The organism is uncultured Brevundimonas sp., from assembly GCF_963974615.1.
Classification (GTDB): Bacteria; Pseudomonadota; Alphaproteobacteria; order Caulobacterales; family Caulobacteraceae; genus Brevundimonas.
In genome coordinates, this window is the sequence record NZ_CAXBDH010000009.1 from 68,607 (window position 1) to 81,271 (window position 12,665).

Here is a 12,665-nt window from a genome sequence, read left to right on the forward strand (position 1 = left end):
GGTCGAACCGACGACCATGCCGCGTGTTGCCGACGGGTCGATCCCGGGCGGGCCGCGGCATGTCGCCCTGATCATGGATGGAAACGGTCGTTGGGCCCAACAGCGCGGTCTGCCCCGCACCATGGGACACCGGGAAGGCGTCAGGGCGCTCAAGCGAACCATCCAGGCGGCCCCCGACTTCGGTATCGAGTGTCTGACCGTGTTCGGCTTCTCGACCGAGAACTGGAGCCGCCCGGCCGAGGAAGTCTCGGACCTGATGGGGCTGGTGCGCACCTATGTGGCCAATGACCTGAAGCGGCTCGAGCGGGCGGGGGTTCGCCTGCGGGTGCTGGGTCGCCGTACCGGTCTGCCGGACGATATCGCCGCGATCGTCGAGCGCGCCGAGCAGACGACAGCCCATAATGACCGTTTCCTGCTGCAGGTCGCCTTCAACTATGGCGGTCGTGCCGACATCGTCGATGCGGCCCGGAAACATCTGGATCGCGTCCTTGCCGGCGAGACCGGCGAGGCCCTGACCGAGGACATCCTGGGGGCGGGCCTGTCGACCGTCGGTGCGCCGCCGGTCGATGTCATCGTCCGCACCTCCGGCGAGCAACGCCTGTCCAATTTCCTGCTGTGGGAGGCGGCCTATGCCGAGCTGATCTATCAGAACGTGCTCTGGCCGGACTATGGTCCCGAGGCACTGGCGGATGTCGTGACCCAGTATCGCAATCGCGACCGCCGGTTCGGCGGGGTGGAGAGTGCAACGGCTCGGGTGGTCGGCTGATGGCAGTCAAGGTCGGTGACATCGGTATCAGGGCCGCCTCGGCCTTTGTTCTGGGGCCCGCGGCCGTGCTCGCGACCTGGGCCGGCGGAATCTGGTTTCTGGGCCTGATGTTGCTGGCCTCCGGTCTGCTGGCCGTCGAATGGGCGGCGATGAGCGCGGCCCGGACCTGGCGGGTGATGGCCGGAGCCGTCGCCTTCGGCCTCGTGGCCGCCGCCGTCACCGCCTTTGCCGGACAGCTGTCCCTGGCCCTGCTGATGCTGGTGTTCGGCTCGTTCGCGGCGGCCCTGTTCGCGCGCAGCCGAGGCGAGGAGGCGCTGGACGCCGCCTATGGGGTTCTCTACCTGGGCTGGCCCATCGTGCTGCTGATCTGGTTGCGGGATCTGGGTCCGACCGTGGGACTGTACTGGACCGTGCTGGTCTTCGCTGTGGCCTGGTCGTCCGACATCATGGCCTATTTCGTCGGCAGTCTGATCGGCGGACCCAAGCTGTGGCCGAGATTTTCACCCAACAAGACCTGGTCCGGGTTTGTCGGCGGCCTGATGGCCGGCACGATCGCCGGTGCCGTGATGGCGGCATGGCTCGATATGGGGATATTGACCGCCTTCTGGGGCGGCGTGCTCGGCCTGGCCGCGGCCCTGGCCACCATGGCGGGCGACCTGTGGGAATCGGCGTTGAAGCGGCGGTTCGGGGTCAAGGACGCCGGGACATTGATCCCCGGACACGGCGGGCTGCTGGATCGGGTCGACGGGCTGATGTTCGCCGTGGTGGTGATCGCCGCGGGCCGACTGATCGTGATCTTGCTGGAGCGGGCGGGATGATCCGCCGGCGTGTCAGTATCCTGGGGTCGACGGGGTCGGTCGGTACCTCGACGCTCGCGTTGATGGACGCGGCCGAGACCACCGGGAGCGGACGCTTCGAGGTCGAGGTGCTGACCGGTGGAGCCAATATCGGGCGTTTGGCGGAACAGGCCCGACGCTGGCGTCCGGCCCTGGCGATCACAGCCTATCCCGAACGCCTGGCAGATCTGAACGACGCCCTGGCGGGCACCGGCATCGCCACTGCGGCGGGCGATGCGGCAGTGGTCGAGGCGGCGCAGCGGCCGGTCGACTGGGTCATGGCCTCGATCGTCGGTGCGGCCGGGCTGCGCTCGGCCTGGGCGGCGGCGGGTACCGGAGCGACCCTGGCCCTGGCCAACAAGGAGAGTCTGGTCTGCTGTGGTTCGGCCCTGATCGAGCGTGTTCGGCGTTCCGGCGGGCAGTTGATTCCGGTGGATTCGGAACATTCCGCCATCTTCCAGGTATTTCCGGCCGGGGCCCCCGAGCGCGTGGCCCGGCTGATCCTGACAGCATCCGGGGGCCCGTTCCGCACTCTGACCCGGGCGCAGATGGCCAGAATCACGCCCGAGCAGGCCATCGCCCACCCGAACTGGAGCATGGGCTCCAAGATTTCGGTCGACAGCGCGACCATGGCCAACAAGGGGCTGGAGGTCATCGAGGCGGCCTATCTGTTCGACATGCCGTCCGATCGCATCGATGTGGTCGTTCACCCGGAATCGATCGTTCACAGCCTGGTCGAATATATCGACGGCTCGACCCTGGCGCAGCTGGGTCCGCCGGAGATGAAGACACCGATCGCCTGCGCCCTGGCCTGGCCTGACCGGCTGGCCTGGCCGGCCCCGCGACTGGATCTCGCGGCCCTGGGACGTCTGACCTTCGAGGCCCCCGATCCGGTGCGTTTTCCGGCCCTGGATCTGGCCCGGCAGGCGCTGCAGGCCGGGGATGGTGCGCCGACGATTTTCAACGCCGCCAACGAGGTCGCGGCCATGGCCTTTCTTGACCGACGTCTGGCCTTTCTCAATATTGCCGCAGTCATCGCCGACACCCTTGATGGCGTGACGAACTCGGGGGTGGGTTCCGGATCCGACAATGCCTGCGACGCGGCCCTGGCCGTGGATGCCGAGGCGCGGCGGGTCGCGGAGACTATCATCGGCAGGCTCGCCAGGGCGGCCTGATCCTCAGACTGCGGCTACGGAACGGGAGACACCATTGCGATGCTGAATGTGCTGGGTCAGGTGCTGATCTATGTCGTGCCGTTTCTGCTGGTGCTGACGATCGTCGTCACCATCCACGAGCTCGGCCATTTTCTGGTGGCCCGGGCCTTCAAGGTGAAGGTCGACCGGTTCTCGATCGGGTTCGGCCGCGCCGTGCTCAGCCGGACGGACCGGCACGGGATCGAATGGCGTCTGGGCTGGCTGCCGCTGGGCGGTTACGTGAAATTCTCGGGTGACCTCGACAGTTCCGCAGTGCCGGACCAGGCTGGTCTTGACGACCTGCGCCAGGAGATCGTGGCCGAACAGGGAGCCGGGGCCGAAAAGGCCTATTTCTATTTCAAGCCGATTTGGCAGCGCGCCCTGATCACCGCGGCGGGACCGTTTGCCAATTTCGTGCTGGCGATCACCATCTTCACCGTCCTGTTCAGCGCCCTGGGAGTCAGCGTCGTTCCCGCCCGCGTCGCCGAGGTTTTTCCCGACAGCGCGGCATCCCGGGCCGGGTTCCAGGTTGATGACCGGGTGATCAAGGTCGGGGGTCGAGAGATCAGCGACTTCCGCGACGTCGGTCAGTTCGTGGCTCTCAGCTCTGGCTCTCCACTGGACTTCGTGGTCCTGCGCAACGGGCATGAAATCACTCTGACCGCGACCCCGGTGCGCACTGTTCGTGACGATCCGATCTCGGGCCCGGTGCGTGTCGGCTATCTGGGGCTGGGCTGGAACCCTCGGCCGGGCGAGGTCGCCTATATCCACTATCCGCCCCATAAGGCGCTGGGTCAGGCGGTTATGCAGACCGGTGACATCCTGGGTACGACCCTGACCTATCTGGGACGAATCGTTACCGGCAAGGAGTCCGGCGATCTGCTGAGCGGACCACTCGGCATCGCCAAGGCGGCCGGAGGCGTCACCAAACGTGCGGCGGCGGCCACGACCGACCGCGGATTGCAGCTGGCCAACGTCAGTCTGATGCTCATTCAGTTCGCCGCCATAGTTTCGATCGGAATTGGCTTTCTAAATCTGTTGCCGATCCCCGTGCTCGATGGTGGCCACCTGCTGTTTTACGGCTATGAAGCTGTTGCCCGCAGGCCAGTCCCCGCCAACGTTCAGGAGGTCGGGTACCGAGTCGGCCTTGCTTTGCTGGTAGGTTTGATGTTGTTCGCAACGTGGAACGACTTGCAAAAGCTGAGCCTGTTCAAATTCCTCGGCGGGCTCGCCTCATGAGCCAACGCCAGCCCCCGATGGTTTCCCGTATGATCCGAAAAGATGCAAACCTCGTTTCCCGCCTGGGTGCTCGTGTTCTGAGCTCTCGACGCTGGGCTCCCAGCCTGGCCGCCCTGGCCGTGGCGGCGGGCCTTGGCGGGCCTGCGCTGGCCCAGACCGAGCCCGAGGTTGCCCCGGCTGCCGGAGCCCCCGCCCCGGAAGAGCGGGCGGTGATCAACCGCATCATCGTGCGCGGCAACCAGCGTATCGATCAGTCGACCGTCCTGTCCTATCTGCCGATCCAGCCCGGTGATGCCGTCGATCCGGTGATGCTGGACGTCGCCGTCCGGACACTGAACCGCACAGGCCTGTTCGCCGACGTTCAGCTCGGCGTGGCCCAGAACGGCGATCTGGTGGTCGAGATCGTCGAAAACCCGATCATCAACCAGGTGGTGTTCGAGGGAAACAGCGCCTTCGCTGAAAAGAAGTTGCGCGACGAGGTCACCATCCAGCCGCGCGGTATCTATACGCGCGCCAGAATCCAGGAAGACGTCGGCAAGCTGGTCGAGCTCTATCGCCTGTCGGGCCGGATCTCGGCGACGGTGACGCCCAAACTGGTTCAGCTCGAGCAGAACCGGGTCGATGTCGTGTTCGAGATCAATGAGGGGCCGGTCACCGGTATCCGGGCCATTACCTTCCTCGGCAACCGCGCCTTTTCCGACAATGACCTGCGCGAGGTCATGGTGACCCGGCAGTCGGTCTGGTGGAATTTCTTCAATACCAACGACAACTACGATCCGAACCGGCTCGAATACGATCGCGAGCAGCTGCGGAAATTCTATACCAACCGCGGCTATTATGATTTCCGCGTCCTGTCCTCGGTGGCCGAACTGGCCCCGGACGACAGCGCCTTTGGCGTGACCATGTCTGTTGACGAGGGTGATCGCTACAATTTCGGCGAGGTCAAGGTCGTCACCGACAGCGACCGTCTGAACGGCGACTTCCTGAAGCTGCTGGTGCCGATCCATACCGGCGACCTCTATGAGAGCGACAAGATCGAGACGGCGGTCGATGCCCTGACCTTTGCCGCGGGATCCGCCGGCTACGCCTTTGTCGAGATCAATCCCAGCTACCAGACCAATCCGGATACGGACACGGTGGATGTGACCTTCCACGTGTCCGAAGGTCAGCGCGTCTATGTCGAGCGTATCAATGTTCTCGGCAATACCCAGACCATCGATCCGGTCATCCGCCGTGAGCTGGCCCTGACCGAGGGGGATGCCTTCAATCGCACCCTGCTGGAACGGTCGCGCAACAATCTGCGGGGCCTCGGCTTCTTCAAGGACGTGACGGTCGAGGAGGTGCGCGGTTCCGAGGCGGATCGCTCCGTCGTCAACGTCACCGTCGAGGAGCAGCCGACCGGCGAGCTCTCGGTCGGAGCCGGATTCAGTTCGGTCGACTCCTTTGTGGTCAACCTGGGTGTCACCCAGAGGAATTTCCGTGGCCGCGGCCAGAATGTGGTGGGCCGGGTCGAGTGGGGCTCCCTGCGGCAGCAGGTCGACTTCCGCTTCACCGAACCCAAATTCCTCGGTCGTGATCTGCGCGCCGGCTTTGATGCCTTCCACTCGCGCTATGATCTCAGCAAATATTCATCCTATGACTACCGTTCGACCGGCGCAGGCCTGCGGATGACCTATCCGCTGAACGCCTATACGTTGTTCAGCACGCGATACTTCATTAAAGCTGATGAAATTATTGTTCCGACAGGCTTTTGTGCCGGAACGGGATCGTCGGCTCTCTGTGATCAGGTCGGATCGTACATCAACTCCTCGGCCGGCTATACCTTGCTGGTCAACCGCACCAATGACCCCGTGCGTCCGACGCGGGGCTGGTCGGGGTCGCTGCGGCAGGATTTCGCCGGTATCGGCGGTGACGTGAACTATGTGAAGACCGAGGCCGACGTTTCGGCCTATTACGGCATCACGCCGGACTGGGTCGTTACGGCCCAGGCTTCGACCGGTTATGTCTCGGGCTGGGCCGGTGATCCGATCCGGATCAACGACCGCTTCTTCAAGGGCGGTAACAGCTTCCGCGGCTTCAAGACGGCGGGTATGGGCCCACGGGATCTGAACACGACGGATGCCCTCGGGGGCAATTTCTACATGATCGGCACGGTCGAGCTCACCGTGCCCAACTTCCTGCCGGAACAATACGGTATCCGCACCTCGCTTTTCGCCGATGTCGGTACCCTGGGCCTGCTGGATAATCGCTATTCCATCAATCCGGACGGCACACCGTCATCGCGCATCGTTGATGACCTGGCACTTCGGGCCTCGGCTGGTGTGAGTATCCACTGGAAATCACCGATGGGACCGATCCGCTTCGATCTCAGCCATATTCTCAGCCGGGAAGATTACGACAAGACCGAGACTTTCCGCTTTTCGACCTCGACCCAGTTCTAACCACGGCTCAGTCCGTTCGCTTTAGTAAGGCCTCAGATGAAACTGTTCGCTATCGGCGCTTTCGCCCTCGCTTCGCTCACCGCTTCCGCCGCTGTCGCCCAGAGCGCCGGCCCGGCCAATCCGGGTCCCGTGATTCCCGGCGTCTGCGTCTATTTCAACCAACGTGCCCAGGCACAGTCCACCGTCGGCCAGGCCGTCCAGGCCCGGATGATGCAGCTGTCCCAGGAGGCCGAGGCTGAACTCGCGCCTTACGGAACCTCGATCCAGGCTGAAATCACGGCCCTGCAGCAGGCCGGTGCCAGTCTGTCCGAGGCCGAGCGTAATCAGCGCAGCCAGGCCCTGCAGCAGCGTATCCAGGAAGCGCAGCAGCTCGAGCAGACTCGCGAGGCCGAGCTTCGCTATACCCAGGCGGAACAACGTCGCCTGATGTCGGTTGCGATCGAACCTATCATGGTGGCTTTGTACCAGGAGCGTGGTTGTGGCCTGCTGCTGAGCCGTGAAAGCGTGTTCATCATGAACCCGGCCATGGATATCACCGACCAGGTGATCCAGCGTCTCAACACAGCCCTGCCGACGCTGCGATTCAACCGCCTGCCGGTGCCGGTCCAGCAGCCGGCCCAATAGAGCCCGGTGCGGGCGCCCTGTGATGCCCGACCCGCGCTTCTTTGAAGCCATGCCTGCCCTGACGGTCGCCCGGCTGGGCGACCGGATCGGGGCAACCGTCGCACGTGGCGGTGACGCTCTGCTGCAGGCCGTGGCCCCTCTGGCCGCGGCCGGCGGCTCCGATCTCGCCTTTCTGGCGGACCGGAAATTCCTTGAGGCCCTGAAAGCCACGGCTGCCGGTTGCGTGATCGTGCCGGCCGCCGCGGTGGACCATGTTCCGGCCAGTACAGCCGTGATCATCTCGCCCGAGCCCCAGGCGGCCTGGGCGCGCGCCTCTCTGCTTCTTCATAGTCCGATCGGTATCGGGGCCGGTCCCCGGGCCCTGCTCGAGGACGATGATGTCATCGTCGAGCCCGGCGTGGTGCTGGGCCAGGGCGTCAGCATCGGCCGCGGCACCCGGATCGGAGCCAATACGGTCGTCGGCCCCGGGGTCCAGATCGGTCGCAACTGCCAGATCGGATCCAATGCCACGATCGGCTTCGCCCTGATCGGTGACCGGGTCCGCATCATGGCCGGAGCGCGGATCGGCGAGCCGGGCTTCGGCGCGGCCGGGTCCAGCGCCGGACCGGTCGATGTGCCCCAGCTGGGTCGGGTCATCCTGCAGGACGGGGTCAGTGTTGGGGCCAATACCTGTATCGACCGCGGGGCCTATGACGACACCGTCATCGGCGAGAACACCAAGATCGATAATCTGGTGATGATCGGCCATAATTGCGTGATCGGCCGCAACTGCCTGATGGCCGCGCACACGGGCATTTCCGGCTCGGTGACGGTCGGGGACAATGTGATGTTCGGCGGCAAGGCCGGGATCGGTGACCACATCCGTATCGGTGACGGTGCACGCGTGGCCGGGGGAGCCGGGGTCCTGGCTGACATCCCGGCGGGCGAGACCTGGTCCGGATATCCGGCGAAACCGATCCGCCAGTCCTTGCGCGAGGCGGTCTGGCTCGCCAGACAGGTATCGCGCAAGGCGAGTCCCGCGCCAAAGGACCAGGCGGAATGACCGAAGAAACCCCTATCTCGATCGACTATGCCGAAGTCATGCGGCGCCTGCCGCACCGCTATCCCTTTCTGCTGATCGACAAGGCCGAGGATTTCGTCGCCAATACCTCGATTACCGGCATCAAGAACGTCACCCACAACGAGCCCTACTTTCCGGGGCATTTCCCGATTGATCCGGTCATGCCCGGGGTGATGATCGTTGAGGCCATGGCCCAGACCGGCGCGCTGCTGATGTCCAAGACGCTGGATGTGGCGGTCGAGGGCAAGGTCATCATGTTCATGTCGATCGACGGCGTGCGCTTTCGCAAGCCGGTGCGGCCGGGCGACCAGCTGCGGATGAAGGTGGTGGTCACGCGTCAGCGCGGCGACATCTTCAAATTCCGCGGCGAGACCTTCGTCGATGGAAAACTGACCGCCGAGGCCGATTTTGCTGCGATGGTCGTCACCGTGGCTGAGCCGTGACCATCCATCCGACCGCCATCGTCGACGCCTCGGCGATTCTGGCCGATGGGGTGAAGATCGGTCCCTGGTGTCTGGTCGGCCCGGGCGTGACCCTGGCCGAGGACGTGCATCTGCTCAGCCATGTGGTGATCCAGCAGGACACGACGGTTGGCGCGCGTAGCGTCATCCATCCGTTCGCCGTGATCGGCGGCGATCCGCAGCACGGCGGCTACAAGGGTGAGCCGGTACGGCTGGAAATCGGGGCCGACGCCCTGATCCGCGAACATTGCAGTTTCAACCGCGGCACGCCCCAGGGCGGCGGCGTCACCCGGATCGGCACCAACGGCCTGTTCATGACCGGGGCCCATGTCGGCCATGACGCCGTGGTCGGCGACCATGTGACCATGGCCAACAACGCCACCCTGGGCGGCCATGCGAAGATCGGGGACAAGGTTTTCCTCGGCGGCCTGTGCGCCATCCACCAGTTCGGTCGGGTCGGGCAGGGGGCCATGATCGGCGGTCTGGCCGCGGTGACCCGCGACGTTATCCCCTATGGCTCGGCCTGGGGCAATCATGCGCGGTTGCACGGGCTCAATCTCGTGGGACTGAAGCGCAAGGGCTACGGCAAGGACCAGATCCGTCGCCTGCTGGCCGCCTTCCGCGACCTGTTTGAGGCCGATGGCGTGTTCGCCGAGCGTCTGGATCGGGTAGCCGACACCTATGCCGATCTGCCCGAGATCATGGAGATCGTCGCTTTCATCCGTGAGGACGCGCGGCGTCCGCTGTGCCTGCCGGGCGAATGACCGGCCGGGTCCCGGCACCGGTTAGCCGTCTTGGCCTGATCGCGGGCGGCGGGGCCTTGCCGCTGGCGCTGGCAGCCCGCTGCGAGGCCGAGGGCCGCCCGGTGTTTGTGGTCCGGCTGAACGGCTTCGCCGACCCGCATCTGGCCCGCTATCCCGGGGTTGAGGCCGGTCTGGCCGAGATCGGCCGCATCCTGTCGGCTCTGAAGGCGGCGGAATGCCGCTCGGTCTGTTTCGCGGGCATGGTCAACCGGCCGGATTTCAAGACTTTGAAGCCTGATCTCAAGGGCGCGACCCTGTTACCCGGGATCATCGCGGCGGCGACGCGGGGGGACGATGCCCTGCTGCGCAAGATCCTGTCGGTGTTCGAGGCCGAGGGCTATGCCGTCGAGGGGGCGGACGACATTCTGGGTGGCGAGAGCCTGCAGGCGGGGGCGCTGGGTGCCGTTACCCCGACAACGGATCAGATGTCAGACCTCAGGAAAGCTCTACACGTAGCGGAAAAGGCCGGAGAACTCGATATCGGCCAAGGGGCGGTCGTTTGCGACGGTCTGGTGCTGGCCGTCGAGGCCCAGGAGGGCACTGACGCGATGCTGATGCGCGTGGCCGGGCTGCCTGCCGATCTGAGAGGACAGGCCAATGCGCGGCAGGGAGCCCTGGGCAAGGCCCCCAAGCCGATCCAGGATCTGCGCGTGGACATGCCGGTGATCGGGGTCCGGACGCTGGAGCTGGCGGCGGCGGCGGGACTGGCCGGCGTCGGCGGGGTGGCGGGAAAATTGATCCTGATCGACCGGCCGCGCCTGATCGAGACTGCGGATCGGCTGGGTCTGTTCGTCTGGGGCGAGGACCGGGGGTGACCCGGCCGCTGAAGATCATGCTGGTGGCGGCCGAGGCCTCGGGCGATGCGCTGGGCGCAAGTCTGGGCGTGGCGCTGAAGGCCCGGCTCGGGGACAGGCTGACCCTGGTCGGGGTTGGCGGGCCGAAGATGACCGCGTTGGGGATCGAGAGTCCGTTCGACATCGCCGAACTGTCGATCCTGGGCTGGCTCGAGGGACTGAAGGCCTATGGTCTGGTCCGCAAGCGGGTCACGGACACCGTGGCCCACGCCCTGCGCGAACGTCCGGACGCCGTGGTGCTGATCGACAGTTGGGGCTTCACCATCCGCGTGGCCGGGGCGTTGAAAACTGTCCTGCCCGGCGTGCCGCTGATCAAATATGTCGGGCCCCAGGTCTGGGCCTCACGGCCGGGCCGGGCGAAGACCCTCGCCGCGTCCGTCGACCATCTGCTGGCCCTCTATGCCTTTGACGCCCCGTGGTTCGAGCGCGAGGGATTGCCGACCACCGTGGTCGGATCCCAGGCCCTGCACGTCGACATGGGCCGGGCTGACGGCGCGCGGTTCCGGAAGGCGCGCGGGATCGCCGCCGACGCGCCCCTGCTGCTGGTGCTGCCGGGCAGTCGGCCGTCCGAGATCAACCGGATGACGGAGGTGTTCGAACAGGCTGTGGCACGGCTGAAGACCGGTCGGTCGGGGTTGGAGGTGGCCGTGGTGGCGGCGGGTACCGTCGCCGATGATGTCGCCGCCCGTATCGCCGCCTGGCCGTTTCGCGCCCATCTGGTGCAGGAGGCCGACAAATACGACGCCATGCGCGCCTGTGACGTGGCCCTGGCGACCAGCGGCACGGTCTCGACCGAACTGGCCCTGGCCGGGGCCCCGATGGTCATCGCCTACCGCTTTACCCCGCTCAGCTATGCGATCATGAAGCCGTTCTTCACCGGCAAATACGCGACCCTGTTCAACCACGCCGCCGACGCGGAGATCGCGCCCGAACTGATCCAGAACGACGCCACGCCGGACAAGCTGGCGGCGGCGGTCGGACGATTGCTCGATGACCCCGCCGCCCGCGCGGATCAGGCCGCGCGGCAGACGGCGGCGCTGGATTTGATGGGCCGGGATGCGGCCGACCCGTCCGAGCTGGCGGCGGATGCAGTGCTGCAGGTGATCGCGGGCAGGGCCTGAGCCGGATTACAAAGGTGCCATCCCGCGCGTACGCTGTTGGCGCTCCGGCCTGCGACGGCCATACTTGGTTCGAACCGGAGCCAGTCTTTCACTGGCCCATCCGAACGGGACCTGACGCGATGACCCATCTGAAGCCGCTGAAGAAGAGCGAAACCATCGAGGTCCGGCTGCCGCATGCCACCAAGACCGCTTTTATGGCCCGCTGCCGGGACGAGGGACGGACGGTGAGCGAGGCGATGCGAGCCTTCATGGAGTGCGAGATCGGCGGAAATGGTCGCTCAGCGCGCACGCGTGGGTGGCACGCGCTGGCGGCCCTCGTCGCCGGTTTGGCGTTGGGTGCGGTCGCGGTGCCTTCGCTGGCGCAGTCGCAGCCGGCGTCGCGCGCCGCCTTTGATCGCCTCGACCGTAACCAGGACGGCGTGGTCAGCTTCGACGAGTTCCGGCGCTAGCGCACCGACCTGAAGAACCGGCCGGGTTGAAGATTGAGCCAGGTCCAGGGTTTGAACAGGCCTGCGCCGGGCTTCCACGATGCGACCACCAGTTCGGCCTTGCCGACGATGTTCTCTGCCGGCAACAGGCCGACGCCGACCGAGGCCGGCCAGCGGCTGTCCAGTGAGTTGTCGCGATTGTCGCCCATCATGAAATACTGTCCTGCGGGCACGACGAAGACGTCCGTGTCGTCTCCGGGCAAGCCGGAACCGCCGTCATAGGTGACCCAGGCGTGCCCGTCCGCCAGGGTCTCGCGAACCTCCAGCACCCGGCGGGACGGCATGTCGTGATCCCCAACGACCGCCAGCGGCGTGCGCGGGATGACGCGGCCGTTGATGGAGACCACGCCGCCCAGGACCTGCACGTGGTCGCCGGGCAGGCCGATGACGCGCTTGACCCATGTTTGCTGCGGATCGCTGGGTCGCCGGAAGACAACCACGTCGCCGCGCGCGGCGGCACGACCGAACAGGCGACCATCGGGCAGGGGGGGATTGAAGGGCAGGGACGCGCGGCTCCAGCCGTAGGCGAATTTCGACACCACGACATAGTCGCCGATCACCAGCCCGGGCTCCATCGAGGAGGACGGAATGGTGAAGGGCTGAAAGGCGACGGTCTGGAAGGTGATTGCGGCCAGCAGGCCGATTGCGATCACCTTCGCGTTTTCCACGACCTCCTGCACCAGATTACGGAACGGTGGGGTGGACGGGGTTTCGGCGGGTGGAGTGGCTTCCGGGGCGTGGGTCATGGGATCAGCAGAGCGGGGTCCGCCGGCCGGTGC

Annotated in this window: 13 protein-coding genes; 12 read left to right on the plus strand and 1 reads right to left on the minus strand. The window is 65.8% G+C overall.

Going from position 1 to position 12,665, the window contains the following annotated elements; genetic code table 11:
- Positions 1-16 precede the first annotated feature (16 nt).
- The 12 genes from uppS (at position 17) to AAC050_RS07745 (ending at position 11,847) form a co-directional block, all read left to right on the plus strand.
- Positions 17-766, plus strand: coding sequence for a polyprenyl diphosphate synthase (gene uppS, locus AAC050_RS07690; protein ID WP_339914570.1), 750 nt, complete (start codon positions 17-19; stop codon positions 764-766).
- The gene (locus AAC050_RS07695) at positions 766-1,584 is read left to right on the plus strand and encodes a phosphatidate cytidylyltransferase (RefSeq protein ID WP_339914484.1); all 819 of its coding nucleotides are present in this window, start codon (positions 766-768) and stop codon (positions 1,582-1,584) included. The genes uppS and AAC050_RS07695 overlap by 1 nt, the downstream gene beginning before the upstream one ends.
- A complete protein-coding gene (dxr, locus tag AAC050_RS07700; RefSeq protein ID WP_339914485.1) occupies positions 1,581-2,777 on the plus strand; it encodes a 1-deoxy-D-xylulose-5-phosphate reductoisomerase in 1,197 nt (398 codons plus the stop codon). The genes AAC050_RS07695 and dxr overlap by 4 nt, the downstream gene beginning before the upstream one ends.
- Before the next feature lie 39 nt (positions 2,778-2,816).
- A complete protein-coding gene (locus AAC050_RS07705; RefSeq protein ID WP_339914486.1) occupies positions 2,817-4,034 on the plus strand; it encodes an RIP metalloprotease in 1,218 nt (405 codons plus the stop codon).
- Between the two features lie 29 nt (positions 4,035-4,063).
- Positions 4,064-6,475: an outer membrane protein assembly factor BamA gene (bamA, locus tag AAC050_RS07710; RefSeq protein WP_339914487.1), complete on the plus strand. Its 2,412-nt coding sequence runs from the start codon at positions 4,064-4,066 to the stop codon at positions 6,473-6,475.
- Positions 6,476-6,511: 36 nt separating this feature from the next.
- Positions 6,512-7,099 (plus strand): OmpH family outer membrane protein, encoded by a 588-nt coding sequence (locus tag AAC050_RS07715; RefSeq protein WP_339914488.1) that lies wholly within the window; start codon positions 6,512-6,514, stop codon positions 7,097-7,099.
- A 22-nt stretch (positions 7,100-7,121) separates the two neighbouring features.
- Positions 7,122-8,141, plus strand: a complete 1,020-nt coding sequence (gene lpxD / locus AAC050_RS07720) for a UDP-3-O-(3-hydroxymyristoyl)glucosamine N-acyltransferase (RefSeq protein WP_339914489.1) — start codon at positions 7,122-7,124, stop codon at positions 8,139-8,141.
- Complete coding sequence (gene fabZ / locus AAC050_RS07725; protein ID WP_339914490.1) at positions 8,138-8,602, plus strand: 3-hydroxyacyl-ACP dehydratase FabZ; 465 nt, start codon at positions 8,138-8,140, stop codon at positions 8,600-8,602. Before lpxD ends, fabZ begins: the two co-directional genes overlap by 4 nt.
- The gene (gene lpxA, locus AAC050_RS07730; protein ID WP_339914491.1) at positions 8,599-9,384 is read left to right on the plus strand and encodes an acyl-ACP--UDP-N-acetylglucosamine O-acyltransferase; all 786 of its coding nucleotides are present in this window, start codon (positions 8,599-8,601) and stop codon (positions 9,382-9,384) included. Before fabZ ends, lpxA begins: the two co-directional genes overlap by 4 nt.
- A complete protein-coding gene (gene lpxI / locus AAC050_RS07735) occupies positions 9,381-10,238 on the plus strand; it encodes a UDP-2,3-diacylglucosamine diphosphatase LpxI (RefSeq protein WP_339914492.1) in 858 nt (285 codons plus the stop codon). Before lpxA ends, lpxI begins: the two co-directional genes overlap by 4 nt.
- Complete coding sequence (gene lpxB, locus AAC050_RS07740; RefSeq protein WP_339914493.1) at positions 10,235-11,398, plus strand: lipid-A-disaccharide synthase; 1,164 nt, start codon at positions 10,235-10,237, stop codon at positions 11,396-11,398. The genes lpxI and lpxB overlap by 4 nt, the downstream gene beginning before the upstream one ends.
- A 119-nt stretch (positions 11,399-11,517) precedes the next feature.
- A complete protein-coding gene (locus AAC050_RS07745; RefSeq protein WP_339914494.1) occupies positions 11,518-11,847 on the plus strand; it encodes an EF-hand domain-containing protein in 330 nt (109 codons plus the stop codon).
- Here AAC050_RS07745 and lepB read toward each other — a convergent pair.
- Complete coding sequence (gene lepB / locus AAC050_RS07750; protein WP_339914495.1) at positions 11,844-12,632, minus strand: signal peptidase I; 789 nt, start codon at positions 12,630-12,632, stop codon at positions 11,844-11,846. The two genes, AAC050_RS07745 and lepB, sit on opposite strands and share 4 nt — an antisense overlap.
- Between the last annotated feature and the right edge of the window lie 33 nt (positions 12,633-12,665).